Origin of the sequence: Streptomyces catenulae (assembly GCF_000718015.1) — a bacterium.
Classification (GTDB): domain Bacteria; phylum Actinomycetota; class Actinomycetes; order Streptomycetales; family Streptomycetaceae; genus Streptomyces; species Streptomyces catenulae.
Genome location: NZ_JODY01000033.1, coordinates 24,868 through 47,300 on the forward strand (window position 1 = coordinate 24,868; position 22,433 = coordinate 47,300).

At 74.1% G+C, this 22,433-nt stretch carries 18 protein-coding genes; 14 read left to right on the forward strand and 4 right to left on the reverse strand.

Features of this window, described 5'->3' with window-relative positions; translation table 11 throughout:
• Window positions 1-27 precede the first annotated feature (27 nt).
• The 3 genes from IF23_RS0125170 to IF23_RS0125180 all read left to right on the forward strand — a co-directional run bounded on the left by IF23_RS0125170 (window position 28) and on the right by IF23_RS0125180 (window position 3,486).
• The gene (locus IF23_RS0125170) at window positions 28-603 is read left to right on the forward strand and encodes a sigma-70 family RNA polymerase sigma factor (protein WP_030287467.1); all 576 of its coding nucleotides are present in this window, start codon (window positions 28-30) and stop codon (window positions 601-603) included.
• A 150-nt stretch (window positions 604-753) separates the two neighbouring features.
• On the forward strand, window positions 754-2,256 hold the full coding sequence (guaB, locus tag IF23_RS0125175; RefSeq protein ID WP_030287469.1) for an IMP dehydrogenase: 1,503 nt from the start codon (window positions 754-756) through the stop codon (window positions 2,254-2,256).
• 102 nt (window positions 2,257-2,358) lie between these two features.
• Window positions 2,359-3,486, forward strand: coding sequence for a GuaB3 family IMP dehydrogenase-related protein (locus IF23_RS0125180; protein WP_030287471.1), 1,128 nt, complete (start codon window positions 2,359-2,361; stop codon window positions 3,484-3,486).
• A gap of 67 nt (window positions 3,487-3,553) precedes the next feature.
• On the opposite strand, the gene IF23_RS0125185 is transcribed toward IF23_RS0125180, so the two are convergent.
• Complete coding sequence (locus tag IF23_RS0125185; RefSeq protein ID WP_030287473.1) at window positions 3,554-4,801, reverse strand: nucleotide sugar dehydrogenase; 1,248 nt, start codon at window positions 4,799-4,801, stop codon at window positions 3,554-3,556.
• Window positions 4,802-4,993: 192 nt separating this feature from the next.
• Between IF23_RS0125185 and IF23_RS0125190 the strand changes: the two genes are divergently transcribed.
• Entirely contained in the window at window positions 4,994-6,700 is a 1,707-nt protein-coding gene (locus IF23_RS0125190) for a glycerol-3-phosphate dehydrogenase/oxidase (RefSeq protein WP_030287475.1), read from the forward strand.
• Window positions 6,701-6,713: 13 nt separating this feature from the next.
• Here IF23_RS0125190 and IF23_RS0125195 read toward each other — a convergent pair whose 3' ends face one another.
• Window positions 6,714-8,039, reverse strand: coding sequence for a serine hydrolase domain-containing protein (locus IF23_RS0125195; RefSeq protein ID WP_078654242.1), 1,326 nt, complete (start codon window positions 8,037-8,039; stop codon window positions 6,714-6,716).
• A 188-nt stretch (window positions 8,040-8,227) separates the two neighbouring features.
• Between IF23_RS0125195 and IF23_RS0125200 the strand changes: the two genes are divergently transcribed.
• The 6 genes from IF23_RS0125200 (at window position 8,228) to IF23_RS0125225 (ending at window position 17,039) form a co-directional block, all read left to right on the forward strand.
• The gene (locus IF23_RS0125200) at window positions 8,228-10,264 is read left to right on the forward strand and encodes a serine/threonine-protein kinase (RefSeq protein ID WP_425423884.1); all 2,037 of its coding nucleotides are present in this window, start codon (window positions 8,228-8,230) and stop codon (window positions 10,262-10,264) included.
• 202 nt (window positions 10,265-10,466) lie between these two features.
• On the forward strand, window positions 10,467-12,602 hold the full coding sequence (locus tag IF23_RS0125205) for a serine/threonine-protein kinase (protein WP_030287481.1): 2,136 nt from the start codon (window positions 10,467-10,469) through the stop codon (window positions 12,600-12,602).
• 177 nt (window positions 12,603-12,779) lie between these two features.
• Window positions 12,780-13,976, forward strand: a complete 1,197-nt coding sequence (locus tag IF23_RS0125210; protein WP_107127014.1) for an amidohydrolase family protein — start codon at window positions 12,780-12,782, stop codon at window positions 13,974-13,976.
• 8 nt (window positions 13,977-13,984) lie between these two features.
• Complete coding sequence (locus IF23_RS0125215; protein WP_030287484.1) at window positions 13,985-15,139, forward strand: acyl-CoA dehydrogenase family protein; 1,155 nt, start codon at window positions 13,985-13,987, stop codon at window positions 15,137-15,139.
• A gap of 8 nt (window positions 15,140-15,147) precedes the next feature.
• On the forward strand, window positions 15,148-16,107 hold the full coding sequence (locus IF23_RS0125220) for an acyl-CoA dehydrogenase family protein (RefSeq protein WP_030287486.1): 960 nt from the start codon (window positions 15,148-15,150) through the stop codon (window positions 16,105-16,107).
• A 449-nt stretch (window positions 16,108-16,556) separates the two neighbouring features.
• A complete protein-coding gene (locus tag IF23_RS0125225; RefSeq protein WP_030287487.1) occupies window positions 16,557-17,039 on the forward strand; it encodes an ATP-binding protein in 483 nt (160 codons plus the stop codon).
• 69 nt (window positions 17,040-17,108) lie between these two features.
• Here the strand turns inward: IF23_RS0125225 and IF23_RS0125230 are convergent, their stop codons facing one another.
• A complete protein-coding gene (locus IF23_RS0125230) occupies window positions 17,109-18,035 on the reverse strand; it encodes a cyclase family protein (RefSeq protein WP_030287489.1) in 927 nt (308 codons plus the stop codon).
• Between the two features lie 95 nt (window positions 18,036-18,130).
• Between IF23_RS0125230 and IF23_RS0125235 the strand changes: the two genes are divergently transcribed.
• Window positions 18,131-19,042, forward strand: a complete 912-nt coding sequence (locus IF23_RS0125235; RefSeq protein ID WP_030287490.1) for an SDR family NAD(P)-dependent oxidoreductase — start codon at window positions 18,131-18,133, stop codon at window positions 19,040-19,042.
• 140 nt (window positions 19,043-19,182) lie between these two features.
• Window positions 19,183-20,256 (forward strand): alcohol dehydrogenase catalytic domain-containing protein, encoded by a 1,074-nt coding sequence (locus IF23_RS0125240; protein ID WP_030287492.1) that lies wholly within the window; start codon window positions 19,183-19,185, stop codon window positions 20,254-20,256.
• 44 nt (window positions 20,257-20,300) lie between these two features.
• Here IF23_RS0125240 and IF23_RS0125245 read toward each other — a convergent pair whose 3' ends face one another.
• Complete coding sequence (locus IF23_RS0125245; RefSeq protein ID WP_245655103.1) at window positions 20,301-20,933, reverse strand: flavin reductase family protein; 633 nt, start codon at window positions 20,931-20,933, stop codon at window positions 20,301-20,303.
• Between the two features lie 224 nt (window positions 20,934-21,157).
• Between IF23_RS0125245 and IF23_RS0125250 the strand changes: the two genes are divergently transcribed.
• Both IF23_RS0125250 and IF23_RS0125255 read left to right on the forward strand, forming a co-directional pair.
• A complete protein-coding gene (locus tag IF23_RS0125250; protein ID WP_245655104.1) occupies window positions 21,158-21,718 on the forward strand; it encodes an RNA polymerase sigma factor in 561 nt (186 codons plus the stop codon).
• A gap of 8 nt (window positions 21,719-21,726) precedes the next feature.
• The gene (locus tag IF23_RS0125255; protein ID WP_245655105.1) at window positions 21,727-22,404 is read left to right on the forward strand and encodes a hypothetical protein; all 678 of its coding nucleotides are present in this window, start codon (window positions 21,727-21,729) and stop codon (window positions 22,402-22,404) included.
• Window positions 22,405-22,433 lie beyond the last annotated feature (29 nt).

The following is a 22,433-nucleotide window of genomic DNA, read 5'->3' on the forward strand; positions in this document are numbered from 1 at the left end:
GGTGCCGCGTCAAGGCACCATGGTCCGATGCGCGATGACGGCAAGCAGGAGATCGGTGATCTCGTTGCACGCGCAGTCGAGGGGGACGAGCGGGCCACGCACGATCTCCTGGCCCATGTGCACCCGCTGGCGCTGCGCTACTGCCGGACCCGTCTCTCCCGGCTCCCGGGGGACGCCCGGCACTTCGTCGAGGATCTGGCGCAGGAGGTCTGTGTCGCGGTGCTCTGCGCGCTGCCGCGCTACCGCGACACCGGGAAGCCGTTCGAGGCGTTCGTCTTCGCCATCGCCGGGCACAAGGTCGCCGATCTCCAGCGTGCCGCGATGCGCGGGCCCGGGAGTACGGCGGTGCCGTCCGACGAGATGCCGGAGCAGCCGGACAACTCGCTCGGGCCCGAGGAGCGGGCGCTGCTGAGCAGCGATGCCGCGTGGGCGAAGAAGCTGCTGGCCAACCTGCCGGAGAACCAGCGGGAGCTGGTGTTGCTGCGGGTCGCGGTGGGGCTGACGGCGGAGGAGACCGGGCAGATGCTCGGGATGTCGCCGGGTGCGGTGCGGGTCGCGCAGCACCGGGCGTTGAGCAGGCTGCGGGCGCTCGCCGAGCAGTAGGCCCGGGGTGGCGTGATCCGTGCGCCGATGGCCGGTTGCGGCCGTAGGAAGGTACGGGTGATGAGGCCCTCATTCCTCGTGGAATGAGACACCACCTCAGGCCGTTAGCATGGACGTCCGCGCCGAGGCAAGAGCATTGGGGAAGGTGTCATGAGCGACAACGTCGATGGAGTACCTGAGAAATTTGCGACACTCGGGCTGACCTACGACGACGTGCTGCTGCTGCCGGGCGCATCCGAGGTGCTGCCCAACGTGGTCGACATCTCGTCCCGTATCTCGCGCAACGTCCGGGTGAACATCCCGCTGCTCTCCGCCGCGATGGACAAGGTCACCGAGGCCCGGATGGCCATCGCGATGGCGCGGCAGGGCGGCGTCGGTGTGCTGCACCGCAACCTGTCCGTCGAGGACCAGGTCAACCAGGTCGACCTCGTGAAGCGTTCCGAGTCCGGCATGGTGACCGACCCGATCACCGTGCACCCGGACGCCACGCTCGCCGAGGCCGACGCCCTGTGCGCGAAGTTCCGTATCAGCGGTGTCCCGGTGACCGACGCGGCGGGCAAGCTGCTCGGCATCGTCACCAACCGTGACATGGCCTTCGAGCCCGACCGCACCCGTCAGGTGCGCGAGGTCATGACGCCGATGCCGCTGGTCACCGGCAAGGTCGGCATCTCCGGTGTGGACGCGATGCAGCTGCTGCGCCGCCACAAGATCGAGAAGCTTCCGCTGGTCGACGACGCGGGTGTCCTCAAGGGCCTGATCACGGTCAAGGACTTCGTCAAGGCCGAGCAGTACCCGAACGCGGCGAAGGACGCCGAGGGCCGTCTCCTCGTCGGTGCCGCCGTCGGCGCGAGCCCCGAGGCCCTGGAGCGGGCGCAGGCGCTGGCCGAGGCGGGCGCCGACTTCCTCATCGTGGACACCTCGCACGGCCACAACAGCAACGCGCTGAACTGGATGGCGAAGATCAAGTCCGCGGTGAACGTCGACGTCATCGGCGGCAACGTCGCGACGCGGGACGGCGCGCAGGCCCTGATCGACGCCGGTGTCGACGGCGTCAAGGTCGGTGTCGGCCCCGGCTCGATCTGCACCACCCGGGTGGTCGCCGGTATCGGCGTCCCGCAGGTCACCGCGATCTACGAGGCGGCGCTCGCCGCCCGCGCGGCCGGTGTCCCGGTCATCGGCGACGGCGGTCTGCAGTACTCCGGCGACATCGGCAAGGCGCTCGCCGCCGGTGCCGACACGGTGATGCTGGGCAGCCTCCTCGCCGGTTGTGAGGAGTCGCCGGGCGAGCTGCTGTTCATCAACGGCAAGCAGTTCAAGTCGTACCGCGGCATGGGTTCCCTCGGGGCGATGCAATCCCGTGGCCAGGGCCGTTCGTACTCCAAGGACCGCTACTTCCAGGCCGATGTCGCCTCCGACGACAAGCTTGTGCCCGAGGGCATCGAGGGTCAGGTGCCCTACCGCGGTCCGCTGGCCAACGTGCTGCACCAGCTCGTCGGTGGCCTGCGCCAGACGATGGGGTACGTGGGTGCCGCCTCCATCGACGAGATGGAGTCCAAGGGCCGTTTCGTCCGGATCACCTCGGCGGGGCTCAAGGAGAGCCACCCGCACGACATCCAGATGACGGTCGAGGCGCCGAACTACAGCCGTAAGTAGCACCACGCCCGTGAGGGGCGGCACCGGACGCTCCGGAGCCGCCCCTCACACGCGTGTCGGAGATACTGGGACACGCAGACCAAGAGGGAAAGGCCCCACAACGTGACTGAGATCGAGATCGGGCGCGGCAAGCGCGGCCGCCGGGCGTACGCCTTCGACGACATCGCCGTCGTACCGAGTCGCCGCACCCGCGACCCGAAGGAGGTCTCGATCGCCTGGCAGATCGACGCCTACCGCTTCGAGCTGCCCTTCCTGGCGGCCCCGATGGACTCCGTGGTCTCGCCGCAGGCCGCCATCCGCATCGGTGAGCTGGGCGGCCTCGGCGTCCTCAACCTGGAGGGCCTGTGGACCCGCTACGAGGACCCGGAGCCGCTGCTCGCCGAGATCGCCGAGCTGGACGGTGACGCGGCGACCAGGCGGATGCAGGAGATCTACGCCGCGCCGATCAAGGAAGAGCTGATCGGGCAGCGCATCAAGGAGGTGCGCGACTCCGGTGTCGTCACCGCCGCCGCGCTCTCCCCGCAGCGCACCGCGCAGTTCTCGCAGGCGGTGGTGGACGCCGGTGTCGACATCTTCGTGATCCGCGGGACGACGGTCTCCGCCGAGCACGTCTCGTCGGCGGCCGAGCCGCTCAACCTCAAGCAGTTCATCTACGAGCTGGACGTCCCGGTGATCGTCGGCGGCTGCGCCACGTACACCGCGGCGCTGCACCTGATGCGGACCGGTGCCGCCGGTGTGCTGGTCGGCTTCGGCGGCGGCGCGGCGCACACCACCCGTAACGTGCTCGGCATCCAGGTGCCGATGGCGACGGCGGTGGCGGATGTCGCGGCGGCGCGGCGGGACTACATGGACGAGTCCGGCGGCCGGTACGTCCATGTCATCGCCGACGGCGGCGTGGGCTTCTCCGGTGACCTGCCGAAGGCCATCGCCTGCGGTGCGGACGCCGTGATGATGGGCTCCCCGCTGGCCCGGGCGACGGACGCGCCCGGTCGCGGCCACCACTGGGGCATGGAGGCGGTCCACGAGGACGTGCCGCGCGGCAAGCGCGTGGACCTCGGCGCCGTCGGCACCACCGAGGAGGTGCTGCTCGGCCCGTCGACCACCCCCGACGGTTCGATGAACTTCTTCGGCGCGCTGCGCCGGGCGATGGCGACGACCGGCTACTCCGAGCTGAAGGAGTTCCAGCGGGTCGAGGTGACGGTCGACCCGTCGCAGCGCGGCAGGCGCTGACCGTACGGCGGTAGACAGCACGAGGGGCCCGGACCACCACCACGGTGGGCCGGGCCCCTTCCGTATGTCACAGCCGGTGGGCCGCCCCGGCGGGTGTCGCCCCGCGGGTGTCCAGCAGCAGTTGGGCCTTGACCGACAGGCCCTGGAGGTCGTAGGTGCGGTGCGGCTGGAGGAGGACCGTGAGGTCGGCGTCGGCGGCGGACTCGTGGAGGGAGTCGGCGCGGGGGACCGGGCGGTCGAGGACGGTCCAGCGGGGGACGTACGGGTCGTGGTAGGTGATGTGGGCGCCGAGTTCCATCAGGCGGGCGGCGATCTCGCGGGCGGGGGCGCCCTCCTGGTCGCCGATGTCGGGCTTGTAGGTGACGCCGATGAGGAGGACGCGGGCGCCGCGGGCGGACTTGCCGTGCTCGTTGAGGAGGGTGGCGCAGCGCCGGGCGACGTAGCCGGGCATCCGGTCGTTGACCTCCTGCGCCAGTTCGACCATGCGCAGCGGGTAGCCGAGGGAACGGCCCTGGTAGGCGAGGTAGTTGGGGTCGACGGGGGCGGCGTGGCCGCCGACGCCGGGGCCGGGGCGGAACGCCTGGAAGCCGAAGGGTTTGGTCTCGGCGCAGCGGATGACGTCCCAGAGGTCGACGCCGATGTCGTGGCAGAAGACCGCCATCTCGTTCATCAGGGCGATGTTGAGGTGGCGGTAGTTGGTCTCCAGGAGTCCGGCGGTCTCGGCCTCGCGGGGGCCGCGGGCGCGGACGACCTTGTCGGTGAGGCGGCCGTAGAAGGCGGCGGCGGCTTCGGTGCAGGCGGGGGTGAGGCCGCCGATGACCTTGGGGGTGTTGGCGTAGCCGTGGGTGCGGTTGCCGGGGTCGTGGCGCGGCGGGGAGCAGGCGAGGTGGAAGTCGCGCCCGGCGGTGAGCCCGGACCCCTCCTCCAGCAGGGGGCGGAGGAAGTCCTCGGTGGTGCCCGGGTAGGCGGCGGATTCGAGGACGACGGTGGTGTGCGGGCGGAGCCGGGCGGCGAGGGTGCGGGCCGCGTCGGCGACGGCGGTGAGGTCGAGGGCGCGGTCGGCGCCGAGCGGGGTGGGGGCGCAGATGACCGCGGTGCGGACCCGGCCGAGGGCGGCGGGGTCGTCGGTGGTGCGGAATCCGGCGGCGGTCAGCCGTCGCAGTTCGGTGGCGGTCAGCGGGCCGTCGGGGGCGGTGAGCGGGGCGGCGTGCGGGTCGGGGGCGTAGCCGACGGTGGAGATCCCGGCCGCGGTGGCGGCCCGGGCGAGGGGGAGGCCGAGGGGGCCGAGGCCGATGACGGCGAGGTCTGCGGGCATGCTGCTGCCGCCCTTCCCGAGCGATTCCGATTGACGCATAAGTAGACTAAGCCGACATTTCGCGCAGAATGGGAATTGGTGGATCAAGGTGGCGGGGTGTTGCCGCCGGTGGCGGCAGGGGGGAGTGACGGCAGCCGACGCGGACAGAATCGACCGACGGGGGTGTGGCCCCGATCACAGTGGGAGGCAGTGGTGAAAACAGCGACCCTGGGACCGGTGCAGCGCGCCGAGGCGCTCGCCCGGATGGCGGAACGGGAGCTCGACATTCTGGTGATCGGCGGCGGCGTCGTCGGCGCCGGAACCGTCCTGGACGCGGCGACCCGCGGGCTGGCCACCGGACTCGTCGAGGCGCGCGACTGGGCGGCGGGCACCTCCAGCCGCTCCAGCAAGCTCATCCACGGCGGACTGCGGTATCTGGAGATGCTGGACTTCGCGCTGGTACGGGAGGCGCTGAAGGAGCGCGGGCTGCTGCTGGAGCGGCTCGCCCCGCACCTGGTGAAGCCGGTGCCGTTCCTCTACCCGCTCCAGCACCACGTCTGGGAGCGCTGCTACGCCGGTTCCGGGGTGGCGCTCTACGACGCGATGTCCCTCTCCTCCGGCCACGGTCGCGGGCTCCCCGTCCACCGGCACCTCTCGCACAAGCGGGCGCTGCGGGTCGCACCCTGTCTGCGTAAGGACGCGCTGGTGGGGGCGTTGCAGTACTACGACGCGCAGATGGACGACGCGCGGTTCGTCGAGACGCTGGTGCGCACCGCCGCCTCGTACGGCGCGCAGGTCGCCAACGGTGCGCGGGTGGTGGACTTCCTGCGCGAGGGCGAGCGGGTGGTCGGCGCGCGGGTCGAGGACGTCGAGTCGGGCGGTACGTACGAGATCCGGGCCCGGCAGATCGTCAACGCCACCGGGGTGTGGACCGACGACACCCAGGGGCTGATCAACGAGCGCGGGCAGTTCCACGTCCGCGCCTCCAAGGGCATCCACCTCGTCGTCCCCAAGGACCGCATCCACTCCACGACCGGGCTGATCCTGCGCACCGAGAAGAGCGTGCTCTTCGTCATCCCCTGGGGGCGGCACTGGATCATCGGGACGACCGACACCGACTGGGATCTCGACAAGGCGCACCCGGCGGCGTCCAGCGCGGACATCGACTACCTCCTGGAGCATGTGAACTCCGTCCTCGCCACGCCGCTGACCAGGGACGACGTCGAGGGCGTCTATGCGGGGCTGCGGCCGCTGCTGGCCGGGGAGTCGGACGCGACGAGCAAGCTCTCCCGCGAGCACACCGTGGCGCACCCGGTGCCGGGCCTCGTCGTGGTCGCCGGGGGCAAGTACACGACGTACCGGGTGATGGCGAAGGACGCGGTGGACGAGGCGGTGCACGGGCTCGACCAGCGGGTCGCGGAGTGCGTCACCGAGGACGTCCCGCTGCTCGGCGCCGAGGGGTACCGGGCGATGTGGAACGCCCGGGCGCGGATCGCGGCCCGCTCCGGGCTGCACGTCGCCCGCGTCGAGCATCTGCTGAACCGTTACGGCTCGCTGACCGAGGAGCTGCTGGAGCTGGTGGTGGCCGATCCGACGCTGGGCACGCCGCTGACCGGCGCGGAGGACTACCTCCGGGCCGAGGTGGTCTACGCCTGCACCCATGAGGGCGCCCGCCACCTCGACGACGTGCTGACCCGGCGCACCCGTATCTCCATCGAGACTTTCGACCGCGGCACCCGCTGCGCCCGCGAGGCGGCGGAGTTGATGGCCCCCGCGCTGGGCTGGGACGCGGCGCAGGTCGACAAGGAGGTCACGCACTACGAGAAGCGGGTCGAGGCGGAGCGGGAATCGCAGCGCCAGCCCGACGATCTGACGGCCGATGCGGCCCGGCTGGGCGCCCCGGACATCGTCCCGCTGTAGGGGCGGGACGGGCTCAGGCGGCGGGGACGGGCGCGGCGCGGGCGGCGGTCCGCGGTGCGGCCGTCCCCGGCGCCTGAGTCGGCGTCGGGGTCGGCCCCGGCTTCGGCTTGGGGCAGAACTCCGCGGTCAGCACCGCGTCGCCGCCCGCGCGGGGGCCGGGGGCGTCGGTGTTGAGGCGGTAGCTGACGAGGTGTCGGCCGTCCTCGGAGGCGGCGGTGCGGGCGTACGAGCCGTGGATGTCGCCGTTGTGGCCCCAGACGGTCACCCCGCAGGACAGCCGGGTGGCGTAGACGCCGAGGCCGTAGGTGCCGTGGGTGGCGCGCTCGTCGCGGAGCGCGGTCAGCTCGTGCGGGGGCAGCAGCCGGCCGCCGAGGAGGGCGGCGAAGAAGCGGTTGAGGTCGTCGAGGGTGGTGACCATCTCCCCGGCGGCCCCCGCCCAGCTGGGGTTCAGCTCGGTGGCGTCGAGCCGCCCGTGAGCGGTGCGGAAGTAGGCGCGGCCGTGCGGGCGGGGCAGGGCGGTGCGGGTCCCGGGGAAGCTGGTCCCGGTCAGCCCGACGGGGGTGAGTATCCGGCGGCGGATCTCGTCGGCGTAGCGGCGGCCGGTGACCGCCTCGACGATCAGACCGAGGACGAGGTAGTTGGTGTTGGAGTAGGCGTAGCGGGCGCCGGGGGCGGCGCCCGGCGGGTGGCGCAGTGCGCGGCGCAGCAGCTCGGCGGGGGTGTGGCTGTCGTAGCGGTGGACGGCGAAGTCCGGGCCGGTCAGGTGCAGGGCCGGGTCGTCGGTGTAGTTGAAGAGTCCGCTGGTGTGGTCCAGGAGCTGGCGGACCGTCACCCGGGACAGCGGGGCCAGACGGGCGCGGGACAGGCCCGGCGGCGTCCGGTGGCCGGTCGTCAGGAGCCGGGCGGCGGAGCCGTCCAGGGCGAGCCGCCGCTCCGCGGCGAGCTGGAGGACCACCGTGGCGACCAGCGTCTTGGTGAGGCTGCCCGCCCGGAAGTGGTCCCGGCGTTCCATGGGGCGGCGGGTGCGCAGATCGGCGAACCCGGCGGCGGAGAAGCGGGCGGCGGTGAATTTCCCGCCCCGGACGACCAGGGCGGCGGCGCCGGGGGCGCCCGCGGCGACCAGGGCGCGCAGCGCGGGCGCCGTGGTGTCGGGCGGCCGGGGGGCCAAAACCGGCGCCGACAGCCGGTGGTGGTGCGTACAGCCGGTGAGCAGCAGGCAGGAGAGGGCCAGGAACGCCGCCAGGAGGGGGCGCGCGGTGGGTGGGCGGCGGCGCGCGGGAGGCGCGGGCGGGCGCCGGACCGCGCCCGGGGGAGCGGGGTGCGGCCGTTGCGTCGTCATCGGGGGTCCCGTCCTTCGGGCCGTCGTGGCGGGTGCGCGCGGCACTGTACGTCACGGCCCCGGGCCTTCCGCACCCTCGCGGATGAGAGAGAATGAAGGCTCTGCCAGGGTGGGTTGTCCGAGTTGGGCCAGTTTGGCGCCGATGGGAATCGGGGCCGCCAACTCGGCTGGATTGCAGAGGGGATTCAGTGGGCGACGAGGTCGAGATGGACGGCAAGGAGGGCAGGCTGCTCGCCGGCCGGTACCGGCTCGCCGGAGTCCTCGGCCGCGGCGGCATGGGCACCGTCTGGCGGGCGCGCGACGAGGTGCTGGGCCGTACGGTCGCGGTCAAGGAACTGCGCTTCCCCGGCGGCGTCGAGGAGGACGAGAAGCGGCGCCTGATCACCCGCACGCTGCGGGAGGCCAAGGCGATCGCCCGGATCCGCAACAACGGCGCGGTGACGGTCTACGACGTGGTCGACGAGGACGACCGGCCGTGGATCGTCATGGAGCTGGTCGAGGGGCGCTCCCTCGCCGAACTGGTGCGCGACGACGGTCCGCTCACCCCGCACCGCGCCGCCGAGGTGGGCCTCGCCGTCCTCGACGTGCTGCGCGCCGCGCACCGCGAGGGCATCCTGCACCGCGACGTGAAGCCGTCGAACGTGCTGATGTCGGACGACGGCCGGGTCGTGCTGACCGACTTCGGCATCGCCCAGGTCGAGGGCGACCCGTCGGTGACCTCCACCGGCATGCTCGTCGGCGCCCCCTCGTACATCTCGCCGGAGCGCGCCCGCGGCCACAAGCCGGGCCCGCCCGCCGACCTGTGGTCCCTGGGCGGTCTGCTCTACGCCTGCGTCGAGGGCGTGCCGCCGTACGACAAGGGCTCCGCCATCGCGACGCTGACGGCGGTGATGACCGAGCCGCTGGAGCCGCCGAAGCACGCCGGACCGCTGTCCGACGTCATCTGCGGGCTGCTGGTCAAGGACCCGGGCGGGCGGTTGGACGACGCCGGGGCGCGGGTGCTGCTGGAGAAGGCGGTGAGCGCGCCGGAGAAGCCCGAACCGCCGCTGGACGCGACGCGGGCGATGGCGCTGCCGGTGGTGCCCGAGGAGGCTCCGCCGCGTCCGGCGGCGGCGCCGAAGCCCGCGCCCAGGCCGCCCAAGTCCCGGCAGCGCAAGCCGAAGCAGACGCCGGGGACGGCCGCCGGTGCGCCCGCCGCCGCGCCGCGGAAGCCGACCGCGAAGGCGTCGCCCGCGGCTCCGGAGAAGCCGTCCGCCGCCCCGGGCGGCGGGTCCGCGAAGGCGGCGGGCCCGACCCGGCCGGGCTTCGACGGCGAGGCGGCCAAGGAGCGGATGCGCGACGCGCTGAAGACGGTGCGCGCCGCCGCCGCGTCGGCCGCCTCCTCCGCGGCGTCGGCGGCGTCCGCGGCGCGCTCCGGTTCGGGTGCGGGCTCCGGCGCGTCCGGTGCGGGCGGCGGTCGGCCGCCGCGGGCGTCGGTCACCGATGTGGTGCCGCGCCGCACCCTGATCATCATCGCGGTGGTCGTGGCGCTCGCCGTCGTGGCCGCGATCCTCGGGTTCGCGCTGTCCGGCGGCGACTCCGGCAACAGCGCCCGGGCGGGCCGGGACATCGAGGCGACGGCGGCGCGGACGCACGCCTCGCAGGGCGGCGGCGTGCCCGACGGCGGTACGTCCACCCCGTCCGACCGGGCCCCGGCGTCGCCCGGCGCCGGGGACGACGGCACGCAGGACGGCGACGGCAAGGGGAAGGACGACAAGAAGGACGAGCTGCCCGCCGGGTACGCGAAGGTCACCAACGGCGACTTCCACTTCCGCGTCGCGATGCCCAAGGGCTGGCACCGTACGGGCACCTCGGGGCAGAACTCCGGCGCCATCTTCAGCAAGGACGGCGGCTACCCGCGGATCCAGATCGACTACAACGCCACGCCCGGCAAGGACGCGGCGGCCTCCTGGCGGAAGCTGGAGACGTCGGTGCGCGCCACGACGCCCGACTACCACCGGATCGCCATCAAGTCCGTGGCGTGGCGGGACTACCCGACGGTCGCCGACTGGTCGTTCACCCGCACCTCGCACGGCGAGAAGGTACGGGTGCTCAACCGCGGTTTCCGGGCGGACGACAAGCACGGCTACGCGATCATGATCAGCTGCAAGGCGGACGCCTGGTCGGGTGACGAGTGCACGAAGCTGCGGGACACGGCGTTCGCGACCTTCGCCGTCAAGGACTGACGGACCGTCGGCCCGGCGGCGACAGGCCGCGCGCCGTTCGCCCGGAGCGGGCCGCAACCGCCGCTCCGGGCACGTATCGTGAGATTCACAAGGCTGTTCGGGCCCGTGCGGTGCGGGTCCGGTGCGGGCGGCCCGGGCGGGCGCCCGCGGGGGACGCGGCGCCGGTGCGGCGACCGCGCGGCACACAGGCAGGGGAGGCGTCGTGGAGCGGTACGCGGGGCGGATGCTCGCGGAGCGTTACCGTCTGCCGCTGCGGCCCGGCGGTGCGGACGGCGCCACGGTGCTGCGCGCCCTCGACACCTACAGCTCGCAGGAGGTGCTGCTGCGTCAGGTGCCGCTGCCCGAGGTGGTGGAGGCGGAGTTCGCCGACGCGCCGGGCGGCCGGTCCGTGCCCGGGCGGGCCGGTGCGGCGGAGGCGGCCCGCGATCCGCGGGACCCGGTCGTACGCCGGGCGTTCCTGGCGGCGACCCGCGCCGCGCAGCTGCCGGACCATCCCCTGCTCGACCAGGTCTTCGACGTCTTCGTGGCGGAGGGCGCGCTGTGGATCGCCGGTGAGCTGATCGCCGCCCGCCCGCTCGCCGCGCTGCTCGCCGAGGGCCCGATGGCGCCGCAGCGGGCCGCCGAGATCGGCGCGGATGTCCTCACCGCCCTGCGCACCCTGCACGCCCGGGGCTGGGTGCACCGCAACATCACCGACCGTACGGTCCTGATCTGCGACGACGGCCGCGCGGTGCTCGGCGGCCTGGCGGTGGGCGCGGCCCAGGAGGCGCTGTGCGGGACGGAGGCGATGCCGCTGCCGGTCCCGGTACCGGCGCCGACCCGGGGCCCCGAGGTGGCGGAGGCCACGGGGGAGCCCGACGGCGAGGCGGCGGAGGGCGACACCGGGGACGGCTCCGCGGACGCCACCGTCGCGGAGCCCGGCGGCCCGGCCCCCGCGGCCCCCGCTGACCCCGCACCCGAGATCCCGGCCCCCGCGGGCCCCACCCCGGCGCTCCCGGCCATCCCCGCCCCTACGGGTTCCGCCCCTACGGGTTCCGCTCCCGCCGGTGCCGGGCTCGTCGCCGGGCGGGTGCGGGAGATGCGGTTGGCGCTGGTCGGGCCGGTCGTCGAGCGGTGGGCGCCGGAGCAGGCGGCACCGGCCGGGTCCGGTACCTGGGGCGCGGTGGGTCCGGGCACCGATCTGTGGGCGCTCGGCGCGCTGCTCTTCCGCTGTGTGCAGGGCCATCCGCCGTATCCGGAGGAGGACGCGGCGGAGCTGGCCCGGATGGTCTGCGCGCACCGCCCGGCACCCGCCGGTGCCTGCGGCCCGCTGCGGCCCGCCGTCGAGGCGCTGCTCGGCCCGGATCCGGTCGCCCGGCCCGCGGTCGGCCCGCTCCTCGCCGTGCTGCGCGAGGTGACCCGTGGCGCGACCGAACCGGAGCTGGACAGCGGCCTCGTCACCCTCCCCGCCCGTGGCGCGGCCGACCCGCGGCGGCTGCCGGAGGTCCGGCGCCGCGGCGAACTGGTCCGCAAGGGGCGCCCGGGCCGGACGCGCTCCGCCGCGCCGTCCGCCCCGGCGCCGCAGCCGCCCGGCCGGAAGGCCCGCGCGGCGGTGGCCGACCGGCACGAGCCGCCCGGCCTCGCCGCGCCCGCCCCGGGCCGGGCGCCGAAGCCGCCGCGCGCCCGCGGGCCGCGCCATCTGGGCCCGTTGCTGCTGGTGCTGGTCCTGCTGCTGATGGCGGGCGCGGTGGCGTGCGTCGTGCTGTTCCTGCCGGACGCCGGTGAGGAGGCCCACGGCCGTACGGGCACCGGCACCTCGGGCGCACCGTCGCCCGCCGCCACCGTCCCGGACGACGACCGTGGCGCCCCGCCCGTGGGCAGCCCGCAGACCACCACTCCGGCCGGTCTCGCCACCGGCTTCGCGGTCCGTAAGGACCCGGCCGGTTTCCAGATCGCGGTCCGTGCGGACTGGCAGCGGCGGGGGCGGGACGGGCACGACCGGATCCGCTACACCGGCGGCGACTACGAGCTGGTCGTGGTGCCGGGCCGGGACACCGTCGCTGCGTTCGGCGCCGATCCGATGGCCTACCAGCAGGACAGGGAGCCGGAGTTGGCGGCGTACCGCGCCGCCGACTGGGCGTCCGCGTCCGGGTTGCGGCGGATGGACGTCGGGCGGACGGCGATGGCCGAGGGCGGCTTCAGCTGGAAGGACGGCAGCGGCCGTGAGGTCTACGTCCGCAACCTCGCCATGATCCACCAGGGCCGCTACCACCTCGTCCAGGTCATCGGCCCCAAGTCCGGCAGCCGCACCGTCGACCGCCTCTACGACCAGGCCACGGGCTCGTACCGGCCCAACTGACCGCCGATTCCGCCTCCTCGCGGACCGGCTCCCGCTCCCGGGGGCCGGTCCGTCGTGCGTCCGCGTGCCCATCTCCCAAGCCTTGTCGGCCTCGTGCGGCCGGAGCTAGCCTCATATCTGACGGAGCATCAGATATGGCGGATCGGGCAGTGGGGTCCGGCCGGTCCGGGTGAGGGGATTCCGGTGGAACTACCGCGCATCATCAGCGTCGACGACCATGTGATCGAGCCCGCGCACCTCTTCGAGACCTGGCTGCCGCGCCGCTACCGCGAGCGTGGCCCCCGGCCGCACACCGCGGGCATCGGCGAGCTGGCGTACGTCGCCGGGAAGTACGTCATCACCATGGACCCCGACGGACCGCCGACCGACTGGTGGCTCTACGAGGACCTGAAGTTCCCGTACAAGCGGAACATCGCCGCCGTCGGCTTCGACCGCGACGAGATGACGCTGGAGGGCATCACCCGCGAGGAGATGCGGCGCGGCTGCTGGGACCCGAAGGCGCGGCTGGCGGACATGGACCTCAACCACGTCGAGGCGTCGCTCTGCTTCCCGACCTTCCCGCGCTTCTGCGGCCAGACCTTCGCCGAGGCGCGGGACAAGGAGGTCGCCCTCGCCTGTGTGCGCGCGTACAACGACTGGATGGTCGAGGAGTGGTGCGGGGACAGCGGCGGGCGGCTGATCCCGCTCTGTCTGATCCCGCTGTGGGACATCGACCTCGCCGTCGCCGAGATCCGCCGGAACGCGGCCCGCGGGGTGCGCGCCGTGACGTTCTCCGAGATCCCCACCCACCTCGGGCTGCCGTCGATCCACTCCGGCTACTGGGACCCGTTCTTCGCGGTGTGCGAGGAGACCGGGACCGTCGTCAACATGCACATCGGGTCCAGCTCGCAGATGCCCGCCGCCTCCCCGGACGCGCCGCCCGCCGTTCAGGCGTCGCTCTCCTTCAACAACGCCATGGCGTCGATGATGGACTTCCTCTTCTCCGGCGTCCTGGTCCGCTTCCCGCGGCTCAAACTTGCCTACAGCGAGGGCCAGATGGGGTGGATCCCGTACGCCCTGGAGCGCGCCGACGACGTCTGGGAGGAGCACCGCGCCTGGGGCGGGGTGCGCGATCTGGTCCCCGAGCCGCCGTCCACGTACTACTACCGGCAGATCTTCTGCTGCTTCTTCCGTGACCGGCACGGCGTCGCGTCGCTGGACGTCGTCGGGCGGGACAACGCGACGTTCGAGACCGACTACCCGCACGTCGACTCGACCTTCCCGCACACCGAGCAGGTCGCCCTCGACCATGTGCGGGGGCTCGACGAGACGACCGTGTACAAGCTGATGCGGGGCAACGCCATCCGCATGCTCGGCCTGGACCTGGACCGGTAGGCCCGCCCGTGGACCTCACCTACACGGACGAGGAGGAGGAGTTCCGCGCCGGGCTGCGCCGCTGGCTCGCCACCGCGCTCCCGACGCTCCCGCCACCCCCCGACCCGCACGACTGGCCGGGGCGCCGCGCCTACGACACCGCCTGGCAGCGGATGCTGTACGACGCCGGGTACGCGGGGCTGCACTGGCCCGCCGACGCGGGCGGGCGGGGCGCCACCCCGACCCAGCATCTGATCTTCCTGGAGGAGAGCGAGCTGGCCGGGGCGCCGTACGTCGGGGCGAACTTCGTCGGGCTGCTGCACGCCGGGCCGACACTCGCCGCCGAGGGGAGCGCGGCGCAGCGCGCCCGCTGGCTGCCGCCGATCCTGCGCGGCGACGAGATCTGGTGCCAGGGTTTCAGCGAACCGGACGCCGGATCGGACCTGGCCGCGCTGCGCACCCGCGCGGTCCGCGACGGCGACGACTACGTGGTGACCGGCAGCAAGATCTGGACCTCGCACGCCGAGGTCGCCGACTGGTGCGAACTCCTGGTCCGCACCGACCCGGACGCGCCCCGCCACCGCGGCATCACCTGGCTCGCCCTGCCGATGGACGCGCCCGGCGTGACCGTACGGCCGCTGCGCACGCTCGCCGGGTCCACCGAGTTCGCCGAGGTGTTCCTCGACGAGGTCCGCATCCCGGCGGCGTACCGGGTCGGGGCGGAGAACGACGGCTGGCGGGTCACGATGGTGACGCTCTCCTTCGAGCGCGGCACCGCCTTCGTCGGCGAGGTCGTCGCCTGCCGCCGGGTGCTGGGCGCGGTGGCCCGCACCGCCCGGGAGAACGGCCGCTGGGACGATGCGGTGCTGCGGCGGCGGCTGGGGCGGCTCGCCGCGGAGTTCACCGCGCTGTGGCGGCTCACCCAGTGGAACGTCAGCGCGGCCGAACGCGGCGGCGGGGTGCCGGGCGCCGGTGCCTCCGTCTTCAAGCTCCGCTACTCCCACGCCCGCCAGGAGCTGTACGACGCGGCGGCCGAGGTGCTGGGCGCCGGGGCGCTCGACACCGACCACGAATGGGTCGCCGCCCGCCTCTCCTCCCTCTCGTACACCATCGCGGCCGGGACCTCGCAGATTCAGCGGAACATCGTCGCCGAGCGGATCCTCGGCCTGCCGAAGGGGCGGTGAGCGCGGCCGTGGACTTCCGACTCACCAAGGAACAGGGCGAGTTGCAAGACGGGATGCGGGCGTTGCTGGCCGGGCGGTTCGGCCCCGAGCGGCTGCGCGCGGCCGTCGCGGAACCGGCCCCGGACCGTGCGCTCTGGCGCGAGCTGGGCGCGGCCGGACTCTTCGCGCTGCGGCTGCCGGAGGCGGACGGCGGCGTCGGGCTCGGACTGCCCGAGGCGGTGCTGCTCTTCGAGGAGACCGGCCGGGCGCTGCTCCCCGGCCCGCTGGTCGCCTGCCATCTGCTGGCCGGACGGCTCGACGGCGTCGCCACCGGGGAGCGCCTCGTCGGCCTGGCCCAGGCGCCGGGCGGGCCGGGGCTGTGGGAACACCCGGACGAATGCGCGGAGTTGGTGGTGCTGCCGGACCGCGCGGACGGGCCCGTACGGGTGTTCCGGCCGGACGGCGCGGCGGACGCCCCGCGCCCCTCCTCCGTCGATCCGCTGACGCCGCTGGCCCGGGTGCCCGAGGGCGGCGGGCGGGCGCTGCCGGGGCCCGCGGTGGACGTGCGCCGGATGCGCCGGGAGGCGGCGCTGCTCACCGCCGCGCAACAGCTCGGCAGCGCGGCGCGCACGGTCGGGAAAGCCGTGGCGTACGCCCGCGTCCGCGAGCAGTTCGGGGCGCCGATCGGCGCGTTCCAGGCGGTGAAGCATCTGTGCGCCGGAATGCTGGTACGGGCCGAGACGGCGCGCGCCGCGGTGTACGCGGCGGCGGTCACCGAGAGCGAGGACGAGGTCTGCGCGGCGAAGCTGCTCGCCGACGACGCGGCGGTGCGTAACGCCCGCGACTGTCTGCAAGTGCACGGCGGCATGGGATTCACCTGGGAGGCGGAGATCCATCTCCACCTCAAGCGGGCGTGGTGGCGTGCGGAGTGCTGGGGTGGCGCGCGGGAGACGGAGGAACGGCTGGCGGCCGGCCTGCTGACCGGATGATGTCCGGAGCGGGCGCAAGGGATGTCAGCTTCTTGCAGCCGATGCGCGAAATGTCGGTTCCGGTACGCAGATTCGGTCACGGAGCGTCGATATCGGGTTGTGTCCTGAGCGTGACTCGTCACACGGGGGAGTCGGCGGTCCGCTCGGGTACGCTCGCTCGGGTGCGAGTGGTTCTGTGGCGCAATGATCACGGTGCCGTCGGTGAGGCGGCTCCGGGATACGGAGTGCGCCGCCCTCGCACTGGGCGCGGAGGTCGGTTTCCGCGTGTTCGACTCCCCCAAAAAGTGCGTCGCACAGTATGCAACACGCATACTCCCTTGCGCTGGAATATGCCCGAAGCGCTTGTTGCCGTGACGGAACGTCAACCATGCTGGGAGTCGGTGAGGTCACGCACCGTGACCTCGTGGAGGCGCAAGGCGAAGTTTCCGCCGGTTCGGATGGTGTGAGCGGTGCAGGTGCTTCAGATGCAGTTGGAGGTACGCCCCGACCCCGCTGAGGTGGGGCGGGCCCGGCGGTGGGCCAGGTCGCGGCTGGCCGGGTCGGGGATAGGCGTCGACGAGCCGCTGTCCGAGACGCTGATCCTGCTGATCTCGGAGCTGGTCACCAACGCCGTGGTCCACACGGGCACCGGCGCCGTGCTGCGTATGTGCTTCTCCGGCTCCGGCGCCGTGGCGGGGACGGTGCGGGTGGAGGTCGCCGATTCCAGCGCCCGGCCGCCGCGCCCCCGGCACGCCGACGGCGACGACACCCACGGCCGGGGGCTGGAGCTGGTCGACGGGCTCGCCGACCGCTGGGGCTGGCAGCCCGAGGGCGCCGGGAAGCGCATCTGGTGCGAGGTGGACCGCGCCCGACCGCTGCCGTTCGCCCCGGAGGGTCAGGACGCCTCGTACGCCCCCGGCTCCGCGTGCCGCGTCACCCATCACGCCGTCTGACGCCGGGCCGCCCGCGGGCCGCGGCCCGGGTGGGCGGCGGTCCGTCGTTCCGGCGCGCGCCCGGGCCGGTCAGAGCAGCGCGACGGGGGCCACGGGGGCGCCCGCGCCGCCGGTGAAGGGTTCGGCGACGGCGGACAGCAGGAAGGTGTGGCGGCCCAGCTCCGCGCAGGTCGTCGACAGCTCCTCCAGGTTCCAGTTCTGGCCCTGGAGCATGCCCATCTCCACCAGGTGCAGCGCATGCACCGCCAGCCACGCGCCCTCGATCTCCGGCGGGAAGATCTCGAACGTCAGGGTGTCGTTGGCGACCGCCGCCACGTCCCGCTCGTGGAACCACCGCGGGGTGTGCACCGACAGCCCCGGCGACGGGAACGCGTACGCCTCCCGCTCGCCCGCCAGATAGCGCCGGAGCTGCCCGGTGCGCACCAGCACCACATCGCCCGCCCGCACCCGGACGCCCGCCAACTCCTCGGCGGCGTCCAGGTCTTCGGGGGTGACGGCGTGGCCGTCGGGCAGCCGGTCGGCGCCGTGGGCGCGGGCCACGTCGAGCAGGACGCCGCGGGAGACGACCGGCGGCAGCTTCTCGACGCCGAGGGCGGTGGCCCCGGCGTGTGCGGTGACGGTGTCGGCGGGGCGCCCGTTGTAGAGCCGCCCGGCGTACGAGACATGCGTCAGGCCGTCCCAGTGGGTGGCGGCCTGGAGGCCCATGGTGACCGCGTCGTCCGAGGTGGCGACGGTGCCCGGGCCGAACAGTTCGTGGTGGACGGCGGTCATGGTGTGCAGCGGGTTGATCCGGCCGGGGATCGCGCCGGTCTGGACGCCGTCGTGGCGCAGCGGCAGCGCGAGCGGGACGCGGTGGCCGTCGCGCACCTCCGCGGCGGCGGCCCGGACGGTCTCCTCGGTGATCAGGTTGAGGGTGCCGATCTCGTCGTCCGGCCCCCAGCGGCCCCAGTTGTTCACCCGGCGGGCGAGGTCGTGGAATTCCTGCGGCAGCGGCACGGGCCCTCCCGGTGGGTTCGGCCCGGGGTCTTGTGTTCGTCCCGGGACTGCTCAAAAATCTAACGATCCGTCAGAAACTTTGGGAGGGTCGCGACATGGGCAACTTCTTGGTCGGCAAGGTGATCGCCGTCACGGGGGCGGGGCGCGGCATCGGCCGGGCGGTCGCCCTCGCCTGCGCCGCCCACGGCGCCCGCGTCGTCGTCAACGACTACGGCGTCTCCGTCGAGGGCGGCGAGCCGAGCAGCGAGGTCGCGGCGGCGGTCACCGAGGAGATCACCGCGGCGGGCGGCGAGGCGGTCGCGGCCGCCGACGACGTCGCGACGATGGCGGGCGGAGCGCGGATCGTCGACACCGCGCTGGAGCGCTACGGACGCCTCGACGGGGTGGTCTGCGTCGCCGGGATCCTGCGCGAGCGGATGCTCTTCAACATGACCGAGGAGGAGTGGGACCCGGTGGTCGCCACCCACCTCAAGGGCACCTTCACCCTCTTCCGCGCCGCCAGTGCCGTCATGCGCAAACAGCGCTCCGGCACCCTCATCGGCTTCACCAGCGGCAACCACCAGGGCAGCGTGGCGCAGGCCAACTACGCCTCGGCGAAGGGCGGCATCATCTCGCTGGTGCGCAGCGCCGCGCTGGGGCTGCACAAGTACGGCGTGACCGCCAACGCGGTGGCGCCCGTCGCGCGCACCCGGATGTCGGCGAACGTGCCCATGGAGCTGACGGAGATCGGCGAGCCCGAGGACGTCGCCGCGTTCGTCGTCTACCTGCTCAGCGACCGGGCCCGGGAGCAGAAGATCACCGGGCAGGTCTACACCGTCGCGGGCCCCAAGATCGCCCTCTGGGCCCAGCCCCGCGAGGTGCGCGCCGCCTACAGCGCCGACGGCTGGAGCCCGGAGAAGCTGGCCGCGTCCCTGCCGGTGACCCTCGGCACGGACCCGATGCCGATGCTGGCGCAGCTGGAGGCGATGGCGGCAGCGGCGGCCAAGGGCGAGCGGCCCAACGGCTGAGACCGGTACGGGTGCGGGGCGGCGCGCGGGGCGGCGGGGCGGCGCGCCCGCCGCCCCGCGGCCGTGCCTCCGGCCCGCCCGCCCTGTCCGTCCCGCCCCGTCCCCGCCCCGGTCCGGGCGGCCGATCCACGGAGGTTGTGATGAGAGGCGTCATCTTCGACGGTGAGAAGCCCCGGGTCGTCGACGACCTGGAGGTGCGCGACCCCGGACCCGGTGAGGTGCTGGTCGCCGTCCGGGCGGCCGGGCTGTGCCACAGCGATCTGTCGGTCGTCGACGGCACGATCCCCTTCCCGGCGCCGCTGGTGCTCGGGCACGAGGGCGCCGGGGTGGTGGAGGCGGTCGGCCCGGGCGTCGGCCATGTCGAGCCGGGGGACCAGGTGGCGCTGTCCACGCTGGCCAACTGCGGGGCGTGCGCGGAGTGCGACCGGGGGCGGCCGACGATGTGCCGCAAGGCGATCGGGATGCCCGGCACGCCGTTCCGGTGGCGGGGTACGCCGCTGTACCAGTTCGCGTCGAACTCGGCGTTCGCGGAGCGCACCGTCGTCAAGGCGGTCCAGGCGGTGAAGATCTCGCCGCACATCCCGGCGGCGTCCGCGGCGCTCATCGGCTGCTCGGTGCTGACCGGCGTCGGCGCGGTGCTCAACCGCGCCAAGGTGGACCGCGGCGACTCGGTGGTGGTCATCGGCGCGGGCGGGGTCGGCCTCAACGTCCTCCAGGGCGCCCGGCTCGCCGGTGCCTCGGTGATCGTCGCGGTGGACGCCAACCCGGCGAAGGAGGCGCGGGCCCGGCAGTTCGGCGCCACCCACTTCATCGACGCCTCCGCGGTGCCCGACAGCGTCAAGGCGGTGAAGGCGGTGCTGCCGACCGGCGCCGACCACGCCTTCGAGTGCGTGGGCTCCACCCGCCTCATCCGGCAGGCGGTGGACCTGCTGGACCGGCACGGCCAGGCGGTGCTGCTGGGCGTCCCGCCCGCCACCGCCGAGGCGTCGTTCCTGGTGTCGTCGATGTATCTCGACAAGGCGATCCTGGGCTGCCGCTACGGCTCCGCCCGCCCGCAGCGCGACATCGCCCTCTACGCCCGCCTCTACCGCGAGGGCCGGCTCCTCCTCGACGAACTGGTCAGCGCGGAGTACCCGGTGGAGGAGTTCGCCCGGGCGGCGGACGACGCCCACCACGGGCGGGTGGCGCGCGGGGTGCTGGTCTTCCCGGGGTGAGGCGCGCGGTGGGGGCGCGGGCCACCCGGCCCGCGCCCCCGCGCTCACGCCTCCCGGAAGGTCCCGAAGGCCCCGCGGTGGAAGAGGAGCGGACCGTCGGCCGCCGCCGTCGCGTCCGTCCCCAGGGCCTCGACCCGGCCCACGACGACGAGATGGTCGCCGCCGGTGTGCACCGCGTGGACGGTGCAGTCGATCCAGGCGGGCACGGCGTCGAGCCGGGGCGCGCCGGTCACCGGCGCGGGCGTGTGCCGCACCCCGGCGAACTTGTCGGCCCCGCTGACCGCGAACGCCCGGCACAGCGCGCCCTGCCCGGCGCCCAGCACATTGACGCAGAAGACCCCGGCGCGGGCGATCCGCGGCCAGGTCGTCGACGTACGGGCCACCATGAACGTCACCAGCGGCGGGTCCAGGGAGAGCGAGGCGAAGGACTGGCAGGCGAAACCGGCCGGTCCGGTGGCGCCCTCGGCCGGGGCGGGCGCGGTGATCACGGTGACGCCGCTGGCGAAGTGCCCCAGGGCGGCGCGGAACGCGGCCGGATCGCACGGTGCGCGCTCCCCGTCGCGTACCGCCCGCAGTGGTCGCCGAGGGGCGGTTCCCGGCGCGGGTGCCGCGGTCGTGGCGCCGGTCGAACGCAGATAGCGGACGGCCGCGGCCGCCATTCCCGCATGTCCCATCATGGCCTCATTGAAGCTGACGCTACGTCAGATGTGAAGCGTTCCGGTGCGCCATGAGGTGCTGGGGAAAAGGGAGTTGACCCTCACGGGTGGTTTGGCGGACCCGGGGCGGCGAACGCCGGGCATTTTCGGCCGACGGCCCGCAACGGCCTGATTTGCTGCCCACCGTGCGGGTAGCGTCCACCCCGGCCGCGACCGTGACCGAGCAACGGGGGAGGTTCCGGTACATGGCCGATGTGATGCCGTCATCGTCCGCGTCCGCCGCACCACCGACCTTCGACGACGTCTTCTGCGGGCTGCTGCCGCGCCTCTACCGGCGCGCCGTGATGCTGGCGGGCTCGCGCCACTCCGCGGAGGACGTGGTGCACGAGACCTACCTCAAGCTCGCCCAGCGCCCCCAGCGCTTTCTCGCCCATCCGGAGCCGTACGCCTATGCGTTCACCACCGCGCTCAACATCGCCCGCGACGCGTACCGCAGGAACGGCCGGCAGGTGCCGGTCGACGCCGTCGAGGGCTTCGCGGAGGAGAGCGCCCCGGTGGACGCCGCGGGGTGGGACGGCGGGCTGGAGCGCCGCCACGCCGAGCTGGAGGCGGTACGGATGCTGGGCATGCTCACCCACCGGCAGGCGGGCATCGTCATCCTCGTCGACCTCGACGGCTACACCCTCGACCAGGCCGCCAAGATCCTGAAGGTGCACCGCGGAACGGCCGCCCGGCACCGGGCCCGCGCCCTGGACAGGCTCCGCGCCCACCTCGTTGAATCGGCCCGGGGACGGGCGGGGAGGTGAAGGGCACGGTGGACACGGGACACCGGAACGACGGCGCGGACGGCGCGGACGGCGCGGACGCCCACGGGGGCGGACCGGGCGGCGGCGGGCCGGGCCGTACGGGCGGGCCGGACGGCGGCGGCGCGGACGCGGTGGCGCTGCTGCGGGAGCGGTTGCGCCGCGCCGACGAGGCGATCGGGACGCCCCCGGGGCTGTGGGCACGGGTCCGGGAGACGCCGCCGGAGCGCCGCGCCGCCCCGCTCGCGCTCCGCCGCCGTCCGTACGCCACGGCGTTCGTGGTCGCCGCGGCGGTCGCGGCGGTGGCACTGGGTGTGTGGTGGGCGGTGCGCCCCGGGGCCGCGCCGCCGCGTCCGGCCGCGCCCCCGACCGTCCCGGTGGCGGTCTACAACACCGAGCCGGTCTGCCGCGGCAGCCACACGCTGGAGTGCGCGCTGCGGCTGGCCAAGGACCCGTACCGGCGCTACGCCGACCGCGACAACGCCGCCGGGCGGGTCTGGCACGGCGACGTCCTGGCGGCCCGCTGCGTGGTCACCGACGGCGTCATGGTCCGCGACGAACAGGGCCTGACCTCCACCCGCTGGTACCGCGTCCGGACGGCCCGGGGCATGACGGGCTGGCTGCCCGGGGTGCGGACCCGCAACACCCGCGAGGTGCCGGTGTGCACCGCACGCGAGAGCAAGCTGTGACACGGCTCACCCAGGGCGGTGTCATACGG